This is a genomic window from uncultured Mucilaginibacter sp. (assembly GCF_937859865.1).
Lineage (GTDB): Bacteria > Bacteroidota > Bacteroidia > Sphingobacteriales > Sphingobacteriaceae > Mucilaginibacter_A.
Map to the genome: position 1 here is coordinate 15,544 of NZ_CALMAT010000023.1, position 21,229 is coordinate 36,772.

A 21,229-nucleotide genomic window follows, 5' to 3' on the forward strand; every position below is an offset into this window, starting at 1 on the left:
CAGAAAGTTTTTCCAACCGATGCTTCTTTTAGCACATAAAAATTAGTATGACCAATAAAAGGTGTCCGGTTATTCGGGCACCTTTCTTATTTATATTTGGCTTTGTGAAATGCGCCTGTTCAAATACCTCCTCAAATTAATATTGATTGGTTTCTTCGGCGTTACCATTTTGTGGGTGCTGTTGCTGCGTTTTATCAACCCGCCGGTAACATTACTGATGATCGAACGTGGTTTTGAACGGAAAGCAGCAGGGAAGAACTGGAAGATAGATAAAGACTGGGTTTCGTTTGATGATATGTCCATCAACATCAAAAAAGCAGCCGTCGCATCTGAAGACCAGTTGTTTTTAGAACATCACGGCTTTGATTTACGGGCAATTGAACGTGCCATTGATAAAAACCAGCATAGCAATAAATTGATTGGCGGAAGCACTATTTCGCAACAAACGGCTAAAAATGTTTTTTTGTGGCCCGGCCGTTCGTACATCCGTAAAGCTTTTGAAGCTTATTTTACGATGTTGATCGAAGCTTTATGGAGCAAAGAACGGATCATGGAAGTTTATTTAAACGTGATTGAAATGGGCGATGGGATTTATGGAATTGAAGCTGCTTCCGAAACTTATTTTAAACGCCATGCTTCAGAATTGAACAAGCAACAGTCTGCTTTAATCGTTGGGGTTTGGCCAAACCCGCTTAAATGGTCGCCGGTAAAACCAACGCAATACATCAGGCACCGTAGTTACTTAATCATGAAAAACATGCGAAGGTTGGGGCCGTTGGATTTTTAGGGGATAAAAGAAGTATCGGTGTTGTTATTTTAAGCCCGAATCAAACTACCGAAAACCCTTGCATGCCAACTATTTTTTAACGCAACCTGCCACTTCGTTTCAAAATCCTGTAAGTTGTTTATCAAATTGTTAAACACAATTGTTTCGCCTGTGATTTTCCCTGTCCGCAGCAATTCTTCCAATTCTTCGCGTGTGGCGGATTGTATTTTGTCGCCTTTTAGGTAAGCCGTATTAAACCGGTCAAACAAGTTGATGCCAAATTCTTGTTCCACATCCTGCATAAACCGAACCGATTTATCTATTGAACAACCACTTGCGCCGGCCTGGCTTTCATCAACTATCAAAACAATAAAACGGTTATAAACCAATTGGGCAGCAGCTTTTAGTTGTTGATTGTGCGCCGTCCAACTGCTGGCAAACTGATCGAGTTGAGGTTGTAATTGAGCGGTTTCTATTTCAGACAATTCCCGGTTGGCTTGATAAACCCAAACTTTTGAAGCAGGTGAAAATTCCATATTGCAAAAATAGTTAAAGGCTGATTAGGAATTGCATTTTTAGGTAAAATCTTAAAAGCTGGTATAGGCCGCATAGGTTTTTTTAAATCAAGCTTAAAAAACAAAAGTTTGCAACGATAAAAACACAAACTTTACATGCTGTTTTTATGCCCTAAAAATCAGTATAGAGGTTGTATTGAATTGATAATGAGCGTTGCTTTACTACAAAGCAGGATATGCAGCAAGTGCAGTTTTAAATAAATTGAAAAAAAATTTTCAAAAGTAAAAAAACACGTTACATTTGCAACCCCAACCAGGGGGTACCATAGCTCAGTTGGTAGAGCAAAGGACTGAAAATCCTTGTGTCGCTGGTTCGATTCCAGCTGGTACCACAAATCATCAAACTTTTTAAAATCCTGTAATTGATATCAATTACAGGATTTTTTATTTTTATTCCAATAAATATTTCTAAATTTTTAGAATAAACCATCCTTTTGATCTTTAGATTCTTTTGGCAACTTGCATCCTAAACCAATTTACATCCACAAAACCGCCTAATGCTTTTGTTGCATAATTAAACAAACAAAACTTGTTGCCGGTAAAAACAGATAAGTTAAACTTCATGGCAAAAGTATTCCCCAAAGGTTTGAAATTGATATTATCAGTGCTGTAAAAAAAAGTAGCATTATCGGTAATGAAATCTGCTTTTGCCTGAAAATAAATTTTGTTTGCCGTCCAGTTTTCTACGGCAGTTAATTCTTTGCCATTGTCCACCATTACCAAACGTTTTTTACCGTCTTTAACTTCAACCGCGATATAAGCATAAGGATCTTGAAATAAAGCCAAACCTGCCACATCGCCTTCGTGCATGTGGCTAACCTCAAATTCTGCAGTGCTGGTTGAGGCAGGGCCGAAAGGACGTTGGGTCAACATGTTTCGGGCCAAAGTTAGCTTGTTGGTTACGGTTGCTGTTTTTAGCCGTAAATATCCTTTTCGTTCGCTAAGTGACCAAAAACTGTCGTTCGGGTTATGGTTCCAGGCCCATTGCAAGCCTAATTTTGGCTGGTCAAATTCATCAGAAGTTGGCAAAACGGTAGCAGGCCAGCTTTTGCCCACGTTTGGTTTTTTATAAGTAGTTACCGCTTTACCGTTTACGCCCAGCATCGGCCAACCATCCGTCCAGGTAACGGGTTGTAAAGTAGGAACTCTTCCGATGGCATCCCGGTCCTGAAATATCACCGACCACCATTCGCCGGTTTGGGTTTGAATCAAAGCGCCCTGGTGCACACCTTTTTTTCGGAAGCCCATGTCATCTTTCAACACTACTTTTTCTTCGTAAGGGCCATAAATATTTTTAGAACGCATGGCAACCTGGTAACCGTCGCCGCCACCGTAGGTGCAATACAAATAATAATAACCGTTGATTTTATAAACGTGGCTGCCTTCCAAACCGCCACGCTGTTTGCCTTCAAAAATTATGGTATCTTTTGATTTGGGCGACAGATCAGGATTAACTTCCGTTAAGTTTAGTTTTGAATAGCCATGTACGATATAAATTTTGTTGTTGTCATCAAAAAATAAACCGGCATCATAATAAGCTTTGGGCAGTTTGTTTAATTTCCAAGGGCCGGCAGCATTTTTTGCCGTGCATAAAAAACCGCCTTCATCCAATGTTACAAAAAGTATGTAAAACTGTCCGTTGTGGTAGCGGATGCTGCTTGCCCACTGGCCATGCGAATAACGCGTCGCCCCTTGCATATTATAAGCAGGAAACCCAGGCATCCGTTCTACGGCATTGCTTAGGTATTGCCAGTTTACCAAATCTTTGGATTGCATCACCGGCACGCCCGGAAAAAAATTCATGGTGGTGCTAACCATATAATAAGTATCGCCAACGCGGATGACATCATTGTCCGGAAAATCAGCCCAAATAATTGGATTGGTGTAAGTGCCATTACCGTTGTCCGCAGTTTGTGCAAAAGCAGGATAAGATAAACTGGTGATGAACAAGATAATTACAGCAGACAAAACTTTTGCTGTTAACTTATAAATATTCATAAGTGAAAATTAAGTTTGTTATAGCAAGCTACAGTAAAACGGCATTCTTTAAAAACTTAAGTTTGATACAAGTTTAGATTCTATTCTTTCATTACCGATGCTTCTTTTATCGGCATAAAATCAGTAACGTTTTGGGTTGAAAATGTCAACACCAATTTTATACCGATAAAAGAAGCATCGGCAATTTTGTAAGTTTTTAAGAATGAAAACATCCAATTGTTTATTGCAAATGCTGTTGCAAGTAAGCTTTGGTTTTTGATTTGGAAATATCGTTGGATAACAAATCAATTTCCTTTTGATCGTAAGGAGAAAAATCTCCGTGAAACAGATCATGCTGCCAAACTTTTGGAACAGGGTCTCCGGGACGGTGGCCCCAGGGAAGATCGGTTTGCGTTTTTCCGTTCACCAATCCCCACAACAAACAGCCAATCTTTTCATCATAAAAAACAGCAAGGTTATCCTGGATAATAGATTTGTTCGGCCGGTTCATCCATTCGGTATTGATCAAAGGGCGGTTATAAACTTTAAGTTCGGCGATGTTCCTGATCAAATCATCTTTGTTTCCATAATTATGGAAAGAGATGATGTCAGAACCTGCAACTGCAATCTCATTCAGTTCTTTGTTTTTGTTCCAAATATCAATTGTTACCGGTTGCGAAGGATGGACTTCGTGCGCCCAGCGGATAACTTTTTTAAGCAAAGGCAAAGTAGTGGTGCCTAACCCGCCGTTGGTAGGTTCGTTGTACAAATCCCAAATAAAAATACGCGGATCATTTTTAAAACGGCCCATTACCGCTTTCACATATTTTTCCAGCCGCGGGTGCGTGGTAGAATCAATCACCATGCTATGGCCGGGGCTTGGCGACCAGGCCCAGGCGTACCAGCCTTTTACCGGTTCGGGTTGTTTGCCAACTTTAGGATCGTGTTCCAATCCGAACACACAATCATCAAAAAGGGCAGGCATAAATTTAATTTTGTGTTTGTCGCAAATGGCTAGAAAAGTATCCAAGGTTTTTAGAAAATATGCCGGGTCGTCTTCATAAACCGCAAACTGCAATACTGACCGCAAACTGTTCAAGCCCGATTTTTCTGCCAGATCCAACTCTTTATCAATTGCTGCGGGATCAAAAGTAGTTTTGTCCCACATAGCGGTGTAATTAATGGCATAAGCAGGGATGTAATTAAAACCGCAATACCAGGGCTGTTTGTTGTACCATTCCTTGATTTTTTGTTCGGGCCAGCGTTCATCTTTTTGTTGTGCGGAAACGTGGGCCGATTGAAACAACAGGAATAGGCTTATCCCTAAGAAGATTTTTTTCATAATAAAGAAGTTTGGTTTAACTGTTTTATAGATTTGGTTTTTGGTTATATGCTGTTGAAATTTTATCTTTTAAGAAGCTGTTTCTGTTTGTATATAAATTTATGCCGATGCTTCTTTTATCCCTATAAAATTGGAACCTCATTTTAAATTTTCAGCAAAAAACAATAAAGAGTTTTTGATATGTTTTTCCCAATACGCCCATTCATGGCCGCCGGTATATTCTTTATAAATATGTTTGATCTTTGCCTGATCTAATTTAAAGTGCAGATCGCGGTTGTCATCAATCAACAAATCTTCATTGCCGCAATCAAAATAGACGGGCGGAAGATTTTCACGATGTCGGAAAATCGTTTCAAAAACGTCTTCATCTGCGGCATCTTTTTGTTTGTAGTGGGTTAAATCCTCTTCAACAAAAAGCTTCATCTGCTGCAAGTTGGTGATGGAAGAATGCCCGGAAATCGCCCGAAATTTATGGTGGTATTTTGCACCGATCCTTAAAGCGCCAAAACCACCCATGGATAAACCTGAAATAAAAAAAGGGGAATCTGCCGTAACGCCGTCAATATACTGCTGCAAAATATTCGGCACATCTTCGGCAATCCATTTTTCAAAATCCTTATTGTTGTGCGAAAGATACGCTGACCCGTCTCCCCAAAGCCCATCAGACGGCATGGCAATAACCATAGCGGGAAGTTCGCCGTTTGCCATCATTTTTAAGGCTTGAAGATGCACACCAGTTTTCTGTGCCCAACTCCAGGCACTTCCATAAACGCCATGAAGCAAAATAACGACCGGATAGGATTTTGCCGGATCAAGGCCGGGCGGTACAAATACGCAAATATCGCCCCTGCCTTTCAGGTTATCGCTTTTTACGGTGATGAACCTGAGGTGATTGTTTTCAAAACGAGGGTCGGAAATTTCAACTGTCCTGAATTTATTCATGAACTTGTTTAAGGTTTAGCTTCTGCATATTTAGATGCTTCTTTTAGCACTAAAAAATTGGTGTTACAATTTCGTTTTTAAAAAAACAAAGCAGCTTAATGATTTTTAGGGGATAAAAGAAGCATCTAACAAATTAGGTTTTTAAGGAATATCAAGGTTAAAAACACAAACAGCTTTGATAACAAATTCAGGGAAACACGATAACGCCTTTTGCATTTCGGCCTTTTATCAGATCATCAAAAGCGGTTTTAATATCTTTTAATTCATACGTTCGAGTGATCATTTCTTTTAACAATAAATTGCCTTGGTCATATTGGTTTATAATCTTGGGGAAATCAACTTCGGGCCGGCATTTTCCATACAAAGGGTTCATATAAATTTTATCCCATTCAAAAAGCCGCATATCAATTGTAATTTCCTGTTCGATGCCACTTACCTGCACCGCTGTTCCTGCATTGCGGACCATGGCCAAAGGTGCCGCGCCTAATTGTGGAATTGCGGTACATTCGAAAGCATAATCAGCACCTCTTCCGCCTAATAATTCTTTTACTTGCTTGGCCGCCAGCAAAAGGCCGGTATCTTGTTTATCGGCAACAACAAAATCAGTAGCGCCAAACTGATAAGCCATGTCCGACTTGCTTTCGTTAATATCAACAGCAACAATGCGGGCAGCACCGGAAATCTTTGCCGCCTGGATCACGTTCAGGCCAACCCCTCCGGCACCCAGCACAACGACAGATGAACCGGCCTGAACTTTAGCTGCGTTTACCACCGATCCGTAACCTGTCATCACACCGCAGCTAATGATACTGGCAGCATCAAAAGGCATATTTTTAGAAGTGTTGCGTACGACGGCCAATGATTTAACTAACGCATATTGCGATAATGTGCCTAAATTAAAGGAGCGGAGGATGGGTTTCCCTTTCCATTTTGTACTGCTAAAAACAGCATGGCCCGGCGTATAACCGTTTCCTCCGGCAACTACCGGCGAATTGTTTTCGCAAATATTTTGGTTTCCTTCCAGGCATTGAAAACAATGGCCGCAAGGTGTGGCCCAGTTTAAAATAACAGAGTCGCCTTCTTTTACATTTTTTACGAGGTTACCGGTCTGCACCACAATACCAGCACCTTCGTGGCCCAGTACCAATTGCTTTTTCCAGCTCAGCGAATCATAATCGGTATGGCATAATCCTGCTGCTTTGATTTGAACAAGCACTTCATCTTCAGCAGGCGCGGCTACTTCAATTTCGTCTATCAGCAGGCTTCCGTCGCCATCGGTAATGGCAGCTTTACAAAAAATGGCCATGTTTATAAAACCAAAGGGTTTAGTTTGGATGCCACCAATTCGCCGGGCTCCAAGCCGCACAGCCAGCGCTGGCGGTCATTTTCCTGGTGTTTGTTTTGAGGCGGAGTTACGTGGGCGCCATCGGCAATATAAATAACCGTCATTACTTCCCGTACGGTATCTTTTGACAGGTTTCCCGGGGCCGAATGCAGCGTCCAGCCGTAGTGCCAGGAAGCATCTCCGGCTTGCATGGCGGCAGGTTGTTCAAGCGCAAAGCCTTTTTCTTTAATATAGCGTTCCAGCATCGTTTCCGATTCATCAGAAATAGCAACATTCTCCACAAAACCAGCCTGATGCGAACCGGAAGCAAAGGTGAGCATGCCCATTTCATTGGTAATATCAATCAAAGGCATCCACATCGTTACCGTGTTGTTGGTATCTACCGGCCAGTAATATTGGTCTTGGTGCCAAGGCGTAAACCCGCCGCCCGGTTCTTTGTACAAAGCCTGGTCGTGGTAAATGCGCACATTTTCTACCCCGAGTAAATCGGCAGCAATTTTGCCCATTCGTTTGGCCAGCGTAAATTTTTTAACCTGCTGATCAACTTCCCATAAATTCATGATCTGCAAAAAAGCTTTGCCATACGTGTCGCGTTCTTCCAGCTTTCGCTTTTCGGTGTTGTGTTTGTTGGCTGCTTCGTTGATGACATCGCGGTATGCAGCTACCTCGTCTTTGTCAAGTATATTTGGAATTAAAACGTGGCCATTTTTGCGAAATCCTGCAATTTGTGCATCTGTTAACGGTTTGTAATCCGTTAATTCCGGAAGTTTGAGGTCTAACATAAGCTTGGTTTTTAGGGGTGTCTTTTTTTAAGTGTTAATTGAACATTTATTTTGGCTGCATTAAAGGTATAAAATATTTTATCTGTGCTTAATCTTCATTTATAATTTTTGAAGTTTTAATTTTAGAAAAATATAAATTAAAGATGAAAGCCTTTTTTGCTAAACCATTTGGGTTAATTGCCTTAGCGCTGCTGCTAATCAGTACTGCATACGGGCAAAACAAACCACGCATGTATTTTAGTGATAGTACCACAACCGGCATTCCGCTGGCCAAAGACCCCATTGTGGTTAAGTTTAAAGGGCGATATTTGATGTATTATTCGCGCAAGATGGGCAATGATAAGAGCAACGGTATGCTGGGCTGGAACATTGGCATTGCCGAAAGCAAAGATTTATACAACTGGACAAAAATAGGAGAGCTAAAACCAGAAGCTGCTTATGAACAAAAAGGGCTTTGTGCGCCAGGCGCATTGGTAAAAAACGGTAAAATACATTTGTTTTACCAAACTTATGGCAACGGGCCAAAAGATGCCATTTGCCATGCTGTATCTGTTGATGGCATCCATTTTATCCGCGACAACAGTAACCCAATTTTTCATCCGGCAGCAGGAAACTGGACCAACGGCAGGGCAATTGATGCGGAGGTTTACTTTTTCAAAAACCAATACTTTCTTTATTATGCCACTCGTGACAGCAGTGGCGTTACCCAGCAGCAAGGTGTAGCCACTGCGCCTGCAAGTACAGATTTTAGCCGTGATACCTGGCAACAAGCTGCTGATTCATCCATTTTAAAACCAACCTTAGCCTGGGAAGGCAAATGTATTGAAGGTGCAACGGTCATCAAACGAAATAATAAATTGTACATGTTTTATGCAGGAAGTTATAACAACGCGCCGCAACAAATTGGCGTGGCCGAAAGTACAGATGGCATTACCTGGAAAAGATTGTCAAACAAGCCTTTTTTGGCCAATGGAAAACCAGGGACTTGGAACAGCAGCGAATCCGGCCATCCTTGTATTTTTGAAAACGACAACGGCAATACTTACTTGTTTTATCAGGGAAACAATGACCAGGGCAAAACCTATTTTTTATCCAATTTAAAAATTGGCTGGGATAAAAACGGGCCGTATATTTTAAACAAACAGTAGCAACTTTAAATTTTTAAAACGATAAAAGAATCCAATTTAAGGTGGTTTTTATCACAAGTAGAAAGCCTGTTTTCGCAAAGAAAACAGGCTTTCTACAATCTAAAGAATATGTTCAAATTAAAAGCATAACTAAAAAATACATGCTTCTTTTATCCCTATTTTTTTATTCTACTTCCAGTTTGCCTTCGATAGAATCATCAATGGTTTTGCCAATTACGGCTCCGGCGGCCTGCTTGATAAAAGCGATGGCATTGCCGTGTTTGTTGTCCCAATAATAACCGTCTGTCGGGTCAACTTTGATAACCGTAATGCGCGGGTCGTCTTCGCCTTCGGTAAACCAGGTTTTCAAAATTGGCTTCCAAAGTTCTTTGATCTTTGCTTTGTCGGTGCTTACTTCGGCAATGCCATAAACATTTAAAAAACCGGAAAAAGAAGAACCTTGAAACAATAACTGTACAAAAGGGTCGTGGCTTACTTCTTGGTTTTTATTGCTGTCGTTTGAACTTAAAAACCAAAAGTTCCCGGCATCGTCTACTTTTAAAACAGACATTGGCCGGGTTGAAAACGGAAGCCCGGTTTTAATGTTCGAGCAAAAAAAGCATGTGTCGGCACGTTCGGCCAGGGCTTTCATTTTCTGTGCGGCGTCGCTGCCTTGCAAATCCTTCAAATTGTCTTCCGGCTGCTGTTGATTGATACTATCCATAATTAAGTTTCTTGATTTTGAACAATAACTTAAAGGATTAATTTTTGTGTGGTAAAAAAAGCATTACACCGCATTATCTGGTAAAAAGACCGGAAAGCGCGACAACAAAATCAGCCTAAAATCACGATGCTGCATTTGCACTTCTGTTTTTCTCAAAATAGTTTATAGTTTTAGCCCGGTTGCCCATCTTTCAACCTAAAAACAATGGTAAAACTAATTTGCACAGACATAGACGGTACGCTTTTGAACAAGGAGAGGGCAGTGGACGAACGGACCATCCAAATGTTTAAACAGTTAAACAAAAGCATCCCAATTGTACTGGCATCTTCCCGGATGCCGAAAGCATTGTGGCACATCCAGCAAACTTTGAACATCGAAAACCAGCCTTTGATTTGCTATAACGGCGCTTTAACGCTTTCTTCCGGTGCAGCTTTTGGCCCTGAAAAAGTAATTTCCTCCGTTACCATTGCCGGAGAAAAAGTACAGGCAATGCTAAAAATGGCGCAGTTGCACAACCTTCACATCAGCATTTTCCAAAATAATACCTGGCTGGCTTCTGCCATAGATTTTTATGCTGAAAGGGAAACCAACAACACGCGCGTTCGTCCTGATGGTTTGTTGACTGATTTTTCTGCGGAAGCTTTGGCTGCATTTGTGGCAAACGGCGCGCACAAAGTAATGGTTATGGGAAAAGCGGAACTGCTGGATTTGATTGAAAAAGAATTGCGCGCCGAGGCAGAATTGGCTGTTTGGCGGTCAAAAGATGTTTATTTGGAGATAACGCCGCCAACCAATAAAAGCCAAGGTTTAACAACACTATTAAACCAATTGCCACAATTTGCGGGTATCGGTTGGGAAAATGTAATGGCTTTTGGTGATGGCTATAATGATTTGGAACTGCTACAAGAAGCAAAGTTTGGGATTGCAGTTGGCAACGGTGTGCAAGAACTTAAAGACGTTGCCCATGCAATCACGAAACCTAATATTGAACACGGCGTGGCTGAATATTTGGCAGAATTTTTCAACCTGGAATAAATTTAATGTTTTTGCTGATACTGTTTTTACCACTATTTTTTCCAGTGTTCAATTTTAAATTGATTGAATGGAATTACAAATACTTTTTTTATAAAAAAAAGCTTGTACCCATTTTTAAAAGGTACAAGCTGATTAATAACCGAAGCACTTATAGAAAACAGTTCCGGTCTGTTGGTTTTTAATCAAACCCTAAAGGTTGGCCTGATGTTCATTTTAATACGATAACAAAAGCATTTGCCTTTCCTCGCAACTAAAGTTAAATAGCAACTGATGTGCGTGTGCCAGGTGTGGTTTTTGTCATTAAGCCGGCACCAATTTCTAAAATACCGAACACAATGTGCGGCGTGCTAATGCGGCCTGCAAAACCAAAAAGCCATGGCGAAGCAATCAGGAAAATCCCGGCCAATACATCCAAGCCCAAGTGTGTTGGCATTGAAATCATTTTTGCTATCGAATACTCATAATTGGTCATCAACGATGAGAGCAGCAAAACAAGACCTACCACAACCGGCACCCATTGTGCCGCTGTTCCGTCTGCAAAGCCAAAAAGCCAAGGCGAAGCAATGATGATTAAACCCATAATGTAGTCCAGCATTCCGTGGACTTTTGTTGAAATAAAACGCATTTTTTCTTCCTTTTAAGTAGTTTTTTTAATTTGATTTCTGTTGAGATTAATATTTTAATATCAACCTGTTTCTATATTAATTAATAGGAAATTAATTTGTTTTAAAATATTGATAAAAATAGATTTCTGATTAAAAAAATTTAAACTGCCTGCTGAGGCAATAAAAACAGGTGTATAAAAACAGCATTGGCATGGTCAAAAAAAATCCCTCGGCCGGGTAAGGCTGAAGGATTTTTTAATAAGGTTAAACAAAAACTAAATCAATAAAATATTTTTGAGTTTAACAGTAATAAAAACAGCTATTGTACTTGTACTTTCGGTTCAATCCTTTTTAAAGCAAAGTTGGAAAAAGGCGTTACCACTAAAGGTATTTTTTCTACGCGGGTTTCACTGGTATCCAAACCGTAGGCTTGGGCATCGCTCAAAGCGTATTTTTTGATCGCAAAATAGCTTCTCAAAATAAAACCTTCTTTCAAACTGAACTCGTTTTCGTAGGACAAGAATTTTTCTAACAACACAAAACGGAAATCGGCCGCCAGTTTGTATTGGCTTAATGCTTCGTAAGGGCTGGTAATGTCCAGTTCTTTCCGGGCAACCATATCTTCCACCACCCTTCTAAACAACACATTAATGCGCGGCTGGATACGGAAACCAAGCCTGAATTCAACACGGATGATCTTATCGTTCGCCAGTTCTTCAATGCTGTATTCCATAGTGTATGGGTCGTCCGCCCTTTCAATATGGATAAACCAGTAAATATCGGCACGTTTTGGCATCCGGCTAAAAATCGAATACAAAATCTTCTGCTCAATTTGATTGCTGTTGTTGGCTTTGGTCAAATAAATTAAATGTGTGGCAAATTTAGGGACCGATGTTTCTGCGCTTAAAGCGTTAAACATTGGGATTTTATCTTTCAGGTCAATAAACGTGAGCAAGCGATTGTTGATTTTTCTGGCGCGGTACCAAATGTACATGGTGAAAATCAAACCAATTTCAAACACTAAAAAGAACAAACGTTTGAGCAGTTTGACGGCGTTGGCCACAAAGAACGAGCCTTCTACAGACAGGAAAATTAACAGGATAATCACCACCAGCCAAAGCGGCCAGTGCTTTACATAACGGATAAAATGGTAAACCAAAATCGTGGTCATCAGCATGGCAACGGTAATGGAAAAACCGTAAGCAGCAGTCATCGCTTCCGAAGTGCGGAAATACAGCGAAACTGCAATACAGCCAAAGCAAAGCAGCCAGTTGATGCTCGGGATATAAATTTGTCCGCGGATATCGCTTGGGAATTTGATCGTAACGCGTGGCCAAAAGTTCATGCTTACGGCTTCGCTGATTAAGGTGAAAGAACCGCTGATCAAAGCCTGGCTGGCAATAATGGTGGCAAACGTGGCCAGGATAATACTCGGCACCAAAAACGCGTGCGGCACAATCTGGAAAAACGGGTTTAGGTTGGTAAAAGAAGTATTAGCCGGTTGCAAAAGTACCCAAGCGCCTTGTCCCAAATAGTTAAGCATTAAGGTAGTTTTCACAAAAATCCAGCTTACCTGGATGTTCTTTCTGCCGCAATGGCCCAGGTCAGAATACAAAGCTTCGGCACCGGTGGTACATAAAAAAACGGCACCTAAAAGCCAGAAACCACGCGGATGGTTGGTCAGCAGTTCAAAACCGTAATGCGGGCTTAAAGCTTTAAATATTTGCGGGTATTGTACAATTTGGATGGTTCCTAAAACACCCAGCATGATAAACCAAAGCAGCATGACCGGGCCAAAAGCAGAACCGATAACTTTGGTGCCAAATTGCTGAAAAAAGAAAAGCAGTAAAATAATACCAATCACGATGGTGAGGATCAGTTCGTTTCCCGGCACGATGTATTTGGCTAAAGCTGGCACCAACTGCAAACCTTCGATAGCGGAAGTAACCGAAATGGGCGGCGTGATAATACCATCAGCCAGCAGCGTGCCGGCACCGATAATAGCCGGAATAGCCAGCCATTTTCCATAACGCCGAACCAAAGCGTATAAAGAAAATATCCCGCCTTCGCCTTTGTTGTCTGCTTGCAAAGTAATTAAAATGTATTTAAAAGTAGTTTGCAGCGTAAGCGTCCAAAAAACGCAGGAAATAGAGCCCAGCACCAGCTCCTGGTTCACTTTTCCGCCTTCGGTAAGCAAAGTTTGAAAAACATACAGTGGGGAAGTGCCGATATCGCCAAAAATAATGCCCAGCGTAACGAGCATACCGGCGGCAGACAACTTTTTTAAATGTGAATTCATAATGGAAAAAAATGAAGAAGATAAAATGGTAAAAATAAAACCCGGGTAATCAGAAAAAAGAACAATGCTTCTTTTACAGGCATATTTTTGGGGTTGTTGCAATCATAAAAATTAACTTCCCGGCAGATAAGCAAAGGAAGGTGCACAATGTTTGAACATAGCTAAAAGATGCGGCAAAAATAGTTATTATTAAGGATAATTCAATTTTATTTGGCAACCAAGCCATTTTTGCATTTAAATATTTTTGTTACAAATGAGATTAAATGCTTCTTTTACAACACAAATTTTGATAACGAAACGCTTCATTTCAAGCCAAAACAAAACGGTTATATGCAAAAGGGTAAACTGCTGATTATTGATGACGAAGACCGTTTGCGCAAGCTTTTGTCGCGCATTATGCAGTTGGAAGGCTACGAGGTGGCCGAAGCGGCAACCGCCAAAGAAGGTTTAAAAAAACTGGAACAGGATACCTTTGATGTTATTTTGAGCGATGTAAAACTGCCGGATATGAACGGCATTGAGCTAACCCAAAAGATCAAAGAAGGCTGGCCAGCAACTGAAGTTATCGTTATAACGGCTTACGGAACTATCAGCGATGGTGTTACGGCTATCAAAAACGGCGCTTTTGATTACATTACCAAAGGCGATGATAATGATAAGATTGTTCCGCTGGTAAGCAAAGCGATGGACAAAGCGTATTTGCAGCGCCGCGTACTGGAACTGGAAAACAAACTAAGCAGCCGTTTTGGTTTTGAGCGGATTATCGGCACATCGGCAGCGATAACCGAAGCGGTGGATTTAGCGCGAAAAGTGGCCGTAACCGATACCACCGTTTTGCTTTTAGGCGAAACCGGGACCGGAAAAGAGGTTTTTGCAGAAGCCATCCACCAGGCCAGCAGCCGCAAAACGAAAGCTTTTGTGGCCGTAAACTGCAGTGCTTTTACCAAAGAATTATTGGAAAGCGAACTGTTTGGTTACAAGGCCGGCGCTTTTACCAATGCGTTAAAAGATAAAAAAGGGTTGTTTGAAGAAGCCAGCGGCGGCACCATTTTTTTGGATGAAATAGGAGAGCTGGACTTGGATTTGCAGGCGAAACTGTTGCGCGTTTTAGAATCGCAGCAGTTTATCAAAATAGGGGACACGCGGCCAACACAAGTTAACGTCCGTATCATCACCGCAACCAACCGCGATTTGCTGGCCGAAACTACAAAAGGTACTTTCCGGCTGGATATTTATTACCGTTTGTCCGTCTTCCAAATCACGTTGCCGCCATTGAGTGAACGAAAAAAAGACATCAAGTTGTTGGCTGCTTTTTTCGTTCAATATTTTGCTGCAAAAGTGAAAAAGCCGGTTTCGCAATTAAGCCAGACCTTTATTGAAAAACTGGAAACCTACAACTGGCCGGGCAACATCCGCGAATTAAAAAACAGCATTGAACGCGCCATGATTTTAGCGGATGAGAACGGTTTAAACGAATCTTTGTTGCCGATTAATTTGCAGGAACAGATACTTTCTAACCTGCCCGATCAGCCGCAATCGTTTAACTTGGATTCGATTGAAAAATTGCATATCCAACGCGTACTCAACCATACCAAAGGCAACCGGACGGAAACAGCACGTTTGTTAAATATTGGTATTGCTACGTTGTACCGGAAGTTAAAGGAGTATGGGTTGGATTGAGGGGTTAGTACTGATTTTTTGTTGGTAAAAAAAGTATGTTGTTTTAGAGACGGATTGAAAATCCGTAGCTTAACGATTTGAGTTGAAAACTCACCTGGTAAAATTCTTTTAATAATTTATTGTAAATATTATTTTGAAACAATATTTTTACAAATAGTACAATTATTAAACAGCAATTCAATTTTTAACAAAAACCAAATTTGAAAAAGTATGAAAAGAGAAATTCTACACTCATCCAAATGGTTCTTTGCTTTTTTTACACTATTGGTTTTATTTATAAGCTGTCGTAAAAACGAAGTAGCTGACCCTGGCAAAGAATTAAGCAGGGAAGAACTGCAAAAAACCTTTTTTAACACCTCTACAACGAATGATGCAGAAATTAAAAAGCTTGCAGAAAACATTCAAAAGCAACAATTATTCTTAAAATCATTGCCCGAATTTATCCGCAAAAACGGTATTCCTAAATGGGACAAAGTTTTATATAAAACGAAAGGTGAAAGCGGTGGACAACAACCTGTAAAAACTTCTTCAACTTCATTAAAGACAAATACAGTTAGCAATAATGGAGCTAACCAGGGCGTATTTTTTATTCCATTGCAAGACGAAAATTCAAAACAAATCAAGTCCTATATAACGGCTTATAAGCACAATGACAGCCTTTATACTTACAGGCTCTATAACAAAGATTCTCTAAATGCTATTCGCCCAGGTTCTAACATAACAAAAAGCAACTTGCTAAATACACAAGCAGTATTTGGCTATTTTGAGAAAACAATCAATAATACAGATAGTGTTAATGTATTGTCTCCCACAAAAGCCACCCTAAAAAATGTAAAAATTAATTTTGATACTCCTACAAATACCAATTCAGTAACTGGTGCAGGTGTTAAACCGATGTCTGGTGATGGGTGTTTAGTTGCAATGTCTGTTAGTATAGAATATACACTAATTATCTGGTCTGACGGTAGTTATTCTGAATCTGTCTCCGTTACCATGATAATAGCTTTTGACTGCTCCGGTGGAGGTGGCGGCGGAAGCGGTGGTTTTGGTGATGGTTCAACAACTTATCAATCCCCAGATAGTGGAACTTATTGGTGGAGTTATGGTACGGGATGGCCTTATAATACAGGCGGTGGTGGATACATTAACAATGACCCAAACTATAATCATGCAGGTGGCGGTGGTAATTTTGACCCTAACTGGTATTGGTGGTGGAACAATAACCCGGGACAAACCCTTTTACAAAATTTCGCTAATACACTTTCGTCAACAGAATTTAATTTTTGGAATGATCCGTCAAACTTTGTAATCGTTAATACTCTTACAGACAGGCTTAATCAAGAAAATTATTCAGCAGAAGTGCAAGATTTTGTGAAATGGGCAATAGATTACCTAATTGCTAATCCTTCCGTTACGAATGATGTATTCATCAATGAATTTTTAACCCCTTCTGAAGGTACAGATGGGCCATATGGTTTTAATCAAAGTTACTGGGACGATCCCAACTTAGTCATCCCAACTCAAACATTGCCATCTTACCAGGATTTTTATAACAATTTTCCTAATGTCGATGCAGATGCTGTATATAATTTAATAGGAGGGCCAATATTGGCTCATCATCAATCTGACCCAGTTAACTATTCTAATGCTTGTGCATTAAGAGTAAGCCGCGCATTAAATTATGCCGGTAAAACGATACCAGCCGTTAATGGAACTGAACAAGGAGCTGACGGGAAGAATTATTTTTTGAGCGCAAAAGCATTAAACGCATATTTAAGGAAAGCTTTCGGCCCTCCCACAGATCATTTTACACAAACACAAGGTGGAAGAAACGGTGAAAACTTCCCTAATTTAATTGCTGGTAAAAAAGGTATTTATTCTATGATTGCGTCTGGGTGGGTAGCATCGGGTCATGCTGATTTATTTACTGGCACAATCTGTAAACGTGGATGTGACATCACAAAATTTACGACAACAATTGATATTTGGGAACTACAATAACCGGATCATATGAAAAACCTTGCTTTTATTCTGGTAATTTGCTTTTTAAGTGATTGTAGCACTCATCACGCGCTATCGGTTAAAAATCCAGATACTACCGATTCTCAATTTAACAAATTAACGGAAAGGCAATTTTCGGAAACTTTCAAAATGGATGTATATCTTATTGGTTTGCAATATTCTTTTAATAATTCACCTGAGATTAGAAAGGTATTACAGGAAGACAAAAGCGGCGGCAGTTTTATTGATTTTGTTGACCCTCAAGATGCCGTTAACGTTGCAAAAATTATAGTTGAAAGAATCAAATTGGATTCAGCCAGCAATATCAGACAAGCACCTTCGGATTTGCGAGGGAAAGCCGTTTTTGCAACTTGTTTGGAATTTTATAATAGTAAAGAATTAGATTCTATTACGAAAAAGTTATATAAGAAGAAATACAAAAATCGATAGAATCTTTAATGGTCAGTGTTAAAACTTTCCGTACTTTTTCACAGGAGTATAATCAACAACATCATTTAGAAACACATAATCTGAAAAATTCATCAACGTTAAATTTTTGTTAAATCTTAAAACCGGCCTTGCTTAGTGTATTTTTTACACTATATTTGTGCTCTTCATATTTAGGTTTATAATTGGTTAAAAGGATCTCATTCTCCCCGTTTGAGGTCCTTTTTTATTTACCGGTTTTCAGGCAAAAAATGCCATTGATTGTATGAATTTTCATCAGCCTAAATTTTTAAATGCCTAAAAAAATAGCGATAAAAGAAGCATCTGTTAGAAAATAGGATTGTTACAGAAAGAATCGTGCGCAGCCAAAAACATTATCTGCTTGGGAAAAGTTATTGCTGAAAAAGAAACAAGCGGTGGAAAAAGAAGAAGCAAACAAATCCGGAAACGAAAGCTCGGGTTTAACGGGAAGCGGCGCAAGCAGGCGCAGTTTTTTATCAAAAATAGCCGTAGCAGGTGCCGGGTTATCGTTGGCGCCGCTGATTACTTCGGCAGCAGAGCAGGAAGCAGAAAGGGCGGCCATTGCACCGGTGGAAGTGAATGGCGTAACGCTAATGATCAATGGAAAAAGCCAAACCTTGAATTTAGACACGAGGACAACTTTATTAGATGCTTTACGCGAAAACCTGATGCTAACTGGAACAAAAAAAGGTTGCGACCATGGCCAATGCGGTTCTTGCACGGTTTTAATGAACGGCAACCGGATTAACTCTTGCTTAGTATTGGCCGGGATGTGCCATGATGCACAAATTACCACGATAGAAGGTTTGGCCAACGGCGAAAAACTGCACCAGATGCAGGAAGCTTTTATCAAACATGATGCTTACCAGTGCGGTTACTGCACACCGGGACAGATTTGTTCGGCCGTAGGTTTGGTAAAAGAAGGCCACGCCAAAACCGATGCCGAGATCCGGGAATCCATGAGTGGGAACATTTGCCGTTGTGGCGCTTACCAGAACATTTTAAGTGCCATAAAAGAAGTACAACAACAAACTGCCTAAACAAATCCGACTAAGAAAACTATATGGAACCATTTAAATTAGTCCGGGCGCAAAACAACGCAACCGCCATTGCTGCTGCTACCTCCAAAGACACCAAGTTTATCGCCGGCGGCACCAACATCATTGATTTGATGAAGCTGTATATCGAAACGCCAAAACAATTGGTAGATATTACCGGCTTAAACCTCAACCAAATTGAAACACAAGCTGACGGCAGCATCAAAATAGGCGCGCTGGTAAAAAACACTACCGTTGCTTATCATCCCGCCATTACTAAACAATTTCCGATGTTGTCGGAAGCGATACTTTCCGGCGCAACAGCGCAATTGCGCAACATGGCCTCGGTTGGCGGAAACCTGCTGCAAAGGCCGCGCTGCTATTACTTCTACGATACCGCTTTTCCCTGCAATAAACGTGAACCGGGAACAGGCTGCTCTGCCATTCCGGGCTATAACCGAAACCATGCAGTTTTAGGGACAACAGAAAATTGCATCGCCACGCATCCTTCTGATATGTGCGTACCGATGGCCGCTTTAGGCGCGACCATCCAGGTTCAAACGGCAAAAGGCGTTCGCAGTATTCCTTTTAATGATTTTTATATCATCCCCGGTAAAACGCCGCAGTACGAAACCATTTTAAGGCCGGGAGAATTGATTACCTCGGTTACTTTACCAAATTTACCTTTTGCCGCTAAATCGCATTATTTAAAAGTTCGTGATCGGGCTTCTTACGAATTTGCACTCACTTCTGCGGCCGTCGCTTTGGATATTGCTAACGGAAAGATCAACAATTCGCGCATTGCTTTAGGCGGCGTGGCTACCAAACCGTGGCGGTCATTGGCGGCAGAAAAAGTACTGAACGGCGCATCTGCAAACGCCCAAACATTTAAGGCAGCAGCCGATGCCGCCATGGCCGATGCAAAACCACATAAATATAACGCTTTTAAAATTGAGCTGGCAAAACGCACGATCGTACGTGCTTTGGAAACAGTGGGAGGAATGGTATGAACGAGACAGTAGGAAAACCAGTTGACCGTGTTGACGGAAAACTGAAAGTAACCGGTGGCGCTACTTATGCAGCCGAATTCAATCTAAAAAATATGGTCCATGCCGTTGCGGTAACCAGCAACATTACGAAAGGCAGGATAATAAATATCAATACCAACATTGCCGAAAAATCGCCGGGCGTGGTTGGGGTGATGACTTATAAAAATTCAATGCAACTGCATTCGCCGCAAAGTTCTGATCCGGGCGGCGGCAAATTTGCAGAGAAAGACCTTTTGCCGCTGCAAAACGACCGCGTTTTTTACGATGGACAAATTGTTGCTTTGGTAATGGCCGAAACCTATGAACAGGCAGAACATGCGGCATCTTTGGTTAAAGTAGATTATCAATCTGAGACACCAATTTTTGACCTGGAAAAAAACAAAGAGAAAGCTTATAAGCCAGAAAAAGCATCAACCGGGTCAGAAACGCAGGTTAGCCGGGGAAATGCAGATCATGCGTTACAATCGGCAGCAGTGAAAATGGAAGAAACCTATACCACGCCGGTTTATCACCATAACGCGATGGAACCGCACGCAACGGTTGCCGTTTGGCAAGGCGAAACGGTAACCATTTATGATGCAACGCAATCTGTAGCCGGCACAAAAACTTTAATGGCTTCTATGTTGGGCGTTCCCAAAGAAAAAATAAGGGTGATGGCCTATTACATTGGCGGCGGATTTGGTTCGAAAGGTTTCTCCTGGCCAAACACTGTTTTGGCGGCAATGGCAGCAAAACAAGTTGGCCGGCCGGTAAAATTTGTTTTAAAACGCCAGCAAAATTTTACAACGGCAGGCCGACCGTCGCAAACCATTCAAAAAGTAAGTTTAGGGACAGACCAGGCGGGTAAGTTTTCTGCCATAAAACACGATAGCACCGTTGAATCTTCTTTTGTAGATGAATTTGTAGAAACGGCGGGTGTGGCAACTCCAATGTTGTACAGCAGTCCGAACGTAGACGTAAGCCACAAATTGGTACGGTTAAACAAAGTAACTCCTTGCCCAATGCGCGCGCCTGGCGAAGCACCGGGAACTTACGCGTTGGAAGTTGCTATGGATGAGCTTTCCTACAAATTAAAAATTGACCCCATACAATTGCGGCTTGTAAATTATGCGGAAAAAGACGAGGATAAAAAGAAAGATTTTTCATCCAAATACTTAAAAGAATGCTACCAAAAAGGTGCTGATTTGATTGGCTGGAACAAACGCAATGCAGAACCCAGATCAATGAAAGAAGGCAAATATTTGGTTGGATATGGCATGGCAACGGCAACTTATCCGGCAAACCGAAGTGCATCTTCTGCCAAAGCGGTGATATTTGCAGACGGACATGTAGAAATAATGTGCGCCACGCAAGACATCGGAACCGGAACATATACTATTATGGCCCAAACCGCTGCCGATGCGCTGAGTTTGCCGTTGGAAAAAGTAAAGGTTAAAATAGGCGACAGTGAGTTTCCGAAAGGTGCAAATTCCGGT

19 protein-coding genes and 1 tRNA gene are annotated in these 21,229 nt (G+C 41.1%); 10 read left to right on the top strand and 10 right to left on the bottom strand.

The genetic code is table 11. The annotated features are described in order from the left end of the window. Positions 1-109 precede the first annotated feature (109 nt). Positions 110-787 (top strand): monofunctional biosynthetic peptidoglycan transglycosylase, encoded by a 678-nt coding sequence (gene mtgA, locus Q0192_RS03000; RefSeq protein WP_299285877.1) that lies wholly within the window; start codon positions 110-112, stop codon positions 785-787. A 29-nt stretch (positions 788-816) separates the two neighbouring features. On the opposite strand, the gene Q0192_RS03005 is transcribed toward mtgA, so the two are convergent. Further along, complete coding sequence (locus Q0192_RS03005) at positions 817-1,302, bottom strand: ABC transporter ATPase (RefSeq protein ID WP_299285880.1); 486 nt, start codon at positions 1,300-1,302, stop codon at positions 817-819. Between the two features lie 298 nt (positions 1,303-1,600). On the opposite strand from Q0192_RS03005, the gene Q0192_RS03010 reads away from it, so the two are divergent. After that, a tRNA-Phe gene (locus tag Q0192_RS03010) sits at positions 1,601-1,673 on the top strand. Positions 1,674-1,782: 109 nt separating this feature from the next. Here the strand turns inward: Q0192_RS03010 and Q0192_RS03015 are convergent. From Q0192_RS03015 to Q0192_RS03040, 6 genes are all read right to left on the bottom strand, one after another. After that, entirely contained in the window at positions 1,783-3,339 is a 1,557-nt protein-coding gene (locus Q0192_RS03015) for a glycoside hydrolase 43 family protein (RefSeq protein ID WP_299285883.1), read from the bottom strand. Positions 3,340-3,419: 80 nt separating this feature from the next. After that, positions 3,420-3,551 carry a hypothetical protein gene (locus Q0192_RS03020; RefSeq protein WP_299285886.1) on the bottom strand — a complete coding sequence of 44 codons (132 nt, stop codon included), beginning with the start codon at positions 3,549-3,551 and terminating at the stop codon, positions 3,420-3,422. A gap of 8 nt (positions 3,552-3,559) precedes the next feature. After that, on the bottom strand, positions 3,560-4,660 hold the full coding sequence (locus Q0192_RS03025; RefSeq protein WP_299285889.1) for a glycoside hydrolase family 2 TIM barrel-domain containing protein: 1,101 nt from the start codon (positions 4,658-4,660) through the stop codon (positions 3,560-3,562). Positions 4,661-4,798: 138 nt separating this feature from the next. Continuing rightward, positions 4,799-5,602, bottom strand: a complete 804-nt coding sequence (locus Q0192_RS03030; protein ID WP_299285891.1) for an alpha/beta hydrolase-fold protein — start codon at positions 5,600-5,602, stop codon at positions 4,799-4,801. 187 nt (positions 5,603-5,789) lie between these two features. Continuing rightward, a complete protein-coding gene (locus tag Q0192_RS03035) occupies positions 5,790-6,908 on the bottom strand; it encodes an alcohol dehydrogenase catalytic domain-containing protein (RefSeq protein ID WP_299285893.1) in 1,119 nt (372 codons plus the stop codon). 2 nt (positions 6,909-6,910) lie between these two features. Continuing rightward, positions 6,911-7,729 carry a phytanoyl-CoA dioxygenase family protein gene (locus Q0192_RS03040; RefSeq protein WP_299285895.1) on the bottom strand — a complete coding sequence of 273 codons (819 nt, stop codon included), beginning with the start codon at positions 7,727-7,729 and terminating at the stop codon, positions 6,911-6,913. 143 nt (positions 7,730-7,872) lie between these two features. Here Q0192_RS03040 and Q0192_RS03045 point away from each other — a divergent pair, with 143 nt between their 5' ends. Continuing rightward, entirely contained in the window at positions 7,873-8,877 is a 1,005-nt protein-coding gene (locus Q0192_RS03045) for a family 43 glycosylhydrolase (protein WP_299285898.1), read from the top strand. 163 nt (positions 8,878-9,040) lie between these two features. On the opposite strand, the gene Q0192_RS03050 is transcribed toward Q0192_RS03045, so the two are convergent. After that, entirely contained in the window at positions 9,041-9,580 is a 540-nt protein-coding gene (locus tag Q0192_RS03050; protein ID WP_299285901.1) for a pyridoxamine 5'-phosphate oxidase family protein, read from the bottom strand. A 204-nt stretch (positions 9,581-9,784) separates the two neighbouring features. Here Q0192_RS03050 and Q0192_RS03055 point away from each other — a divergent pair, with 204 nt between their 5' ends. Continuing rightward, positions 9,785-10,615, top strand: coding sequence for a Cof-type HAD-IIB family hydrolase (locus tag Q0192_RS03055; protein ID WP_299285904.1), 831 nt, complete (start codon positions 9,785-9,787; stop codon positions 10,613-10,615). A gap of 256 nt (positions 10,616-10,871) precedes the next feature. On the opposite strand, the gene Q0192_RS03060 is transcribed toward Q0192_RS03055, so the two are convergent. Together Q0192_RS03060 and Q0192_RS03065 are read right to left on the bottom strand one after the other, a co-directional pair. Further along, entirely contained in the window at positions 10,872-11,240 is a 369-nt protein-coding gene (locus Q0192_RS03060) for an SPW repeat protein (protein ID WP_299285907.1), read from the bottom strand. 299 nt (positions 11,241-11,539) lie between these two features. Continuing rightward, a complete protein-coding gene (locus Q0192_RS03065) occupies positions 11,540-13,519 on the bottom strand; it encodes a KUP/HAK/KT family potassium transporter (RefSeq protein ID WP_299285909.1) in 1,980 nt (659 codons plus the stop codon). 330 nt (positions 13,520-13,849) lie between these two features. Here Q0192_RS03065 and Q0192_RS03070 point away from each other — a divergent pair, with 330 nt between their 5' ends. From Q0192_RS03070 to Q0192_RS03095, 6 genes are all read left to right on the top strand, one after another. Beyond that, positions 13,850-15,199 carry a sigma-54 dependent transcriptional regulator gene (locus Q0192_RS03070; RefSeq protein ID WP_299285913.1) on the top strand — a complete coding sequence of 450 codons (1,350 nt, stop codon included), beginning with the start codon at positions 13,850-13,852 and terminating at the stop codon, positions 15,197-15,199. A 210-nt stretch (positions 15,200-15,409) separates the two neighbouring features. Beyond that, complete coding sequence (locus Q0192_RS03075) at positions 15,410-17,200, top strand: T6SS effector amidase Tae4 family protein (RefSeq protein ID WP_299285916.1); 1,791 nt, start codon at positions 15,410-15,412, stop codon at positions 17,198-17,200. A gap of 9 nt (positions 17,201-17,209) precedes the next feature. Continuing rightward, positions 17,210-17,650 carry a hypothetical protein gene (locus Q0192_RS03080; protein WP_299285919.1) on the top strand — a complete coding sequence of 147 codons (441 nt, stop codon included), beginning with the start codon at positions 17,210-17,212 and terminating at the stop codon, positions 17,648-17,650. Positions 17,651-18,063: 413 nt separating this feature from the next. Beyond that, a complete protein-coding gene (locus Q0192_RS03085) occupies positions 18,064-18,708 on the top strand; it encodes a 2Fe-2S iron-sulfur cluster-binding protein (protein WP_299285922.1) in 645 nt (214 codons plus the stop codon). A 23-nt stretch (positions 18,709-18,731) separates the two neighbouring features. Continuing rightward, positions 18,732-19,715, top strand: coding sequence for a xanthine dehydrogenase family protein subunit M (locus Q0192_RS03090; RefSeq protein WP_299285925.1), 984 nt, complete (start codon positions 18,732-18,734; stop codon positions 19,713-19,715). After that, the coding region (locus Q0192_RS03095; RefSeq protein ID WP_299285927.1) for a xanthine dehydrogenase family protein molybdopterin-binding subunit at positions 19,712-21,229 on the top strand (1,518 nt) is incomplete at its 3' end. The genes Q0192_RS03090 and Q0192_RS03095, both read left to right, overlap by 4 nt.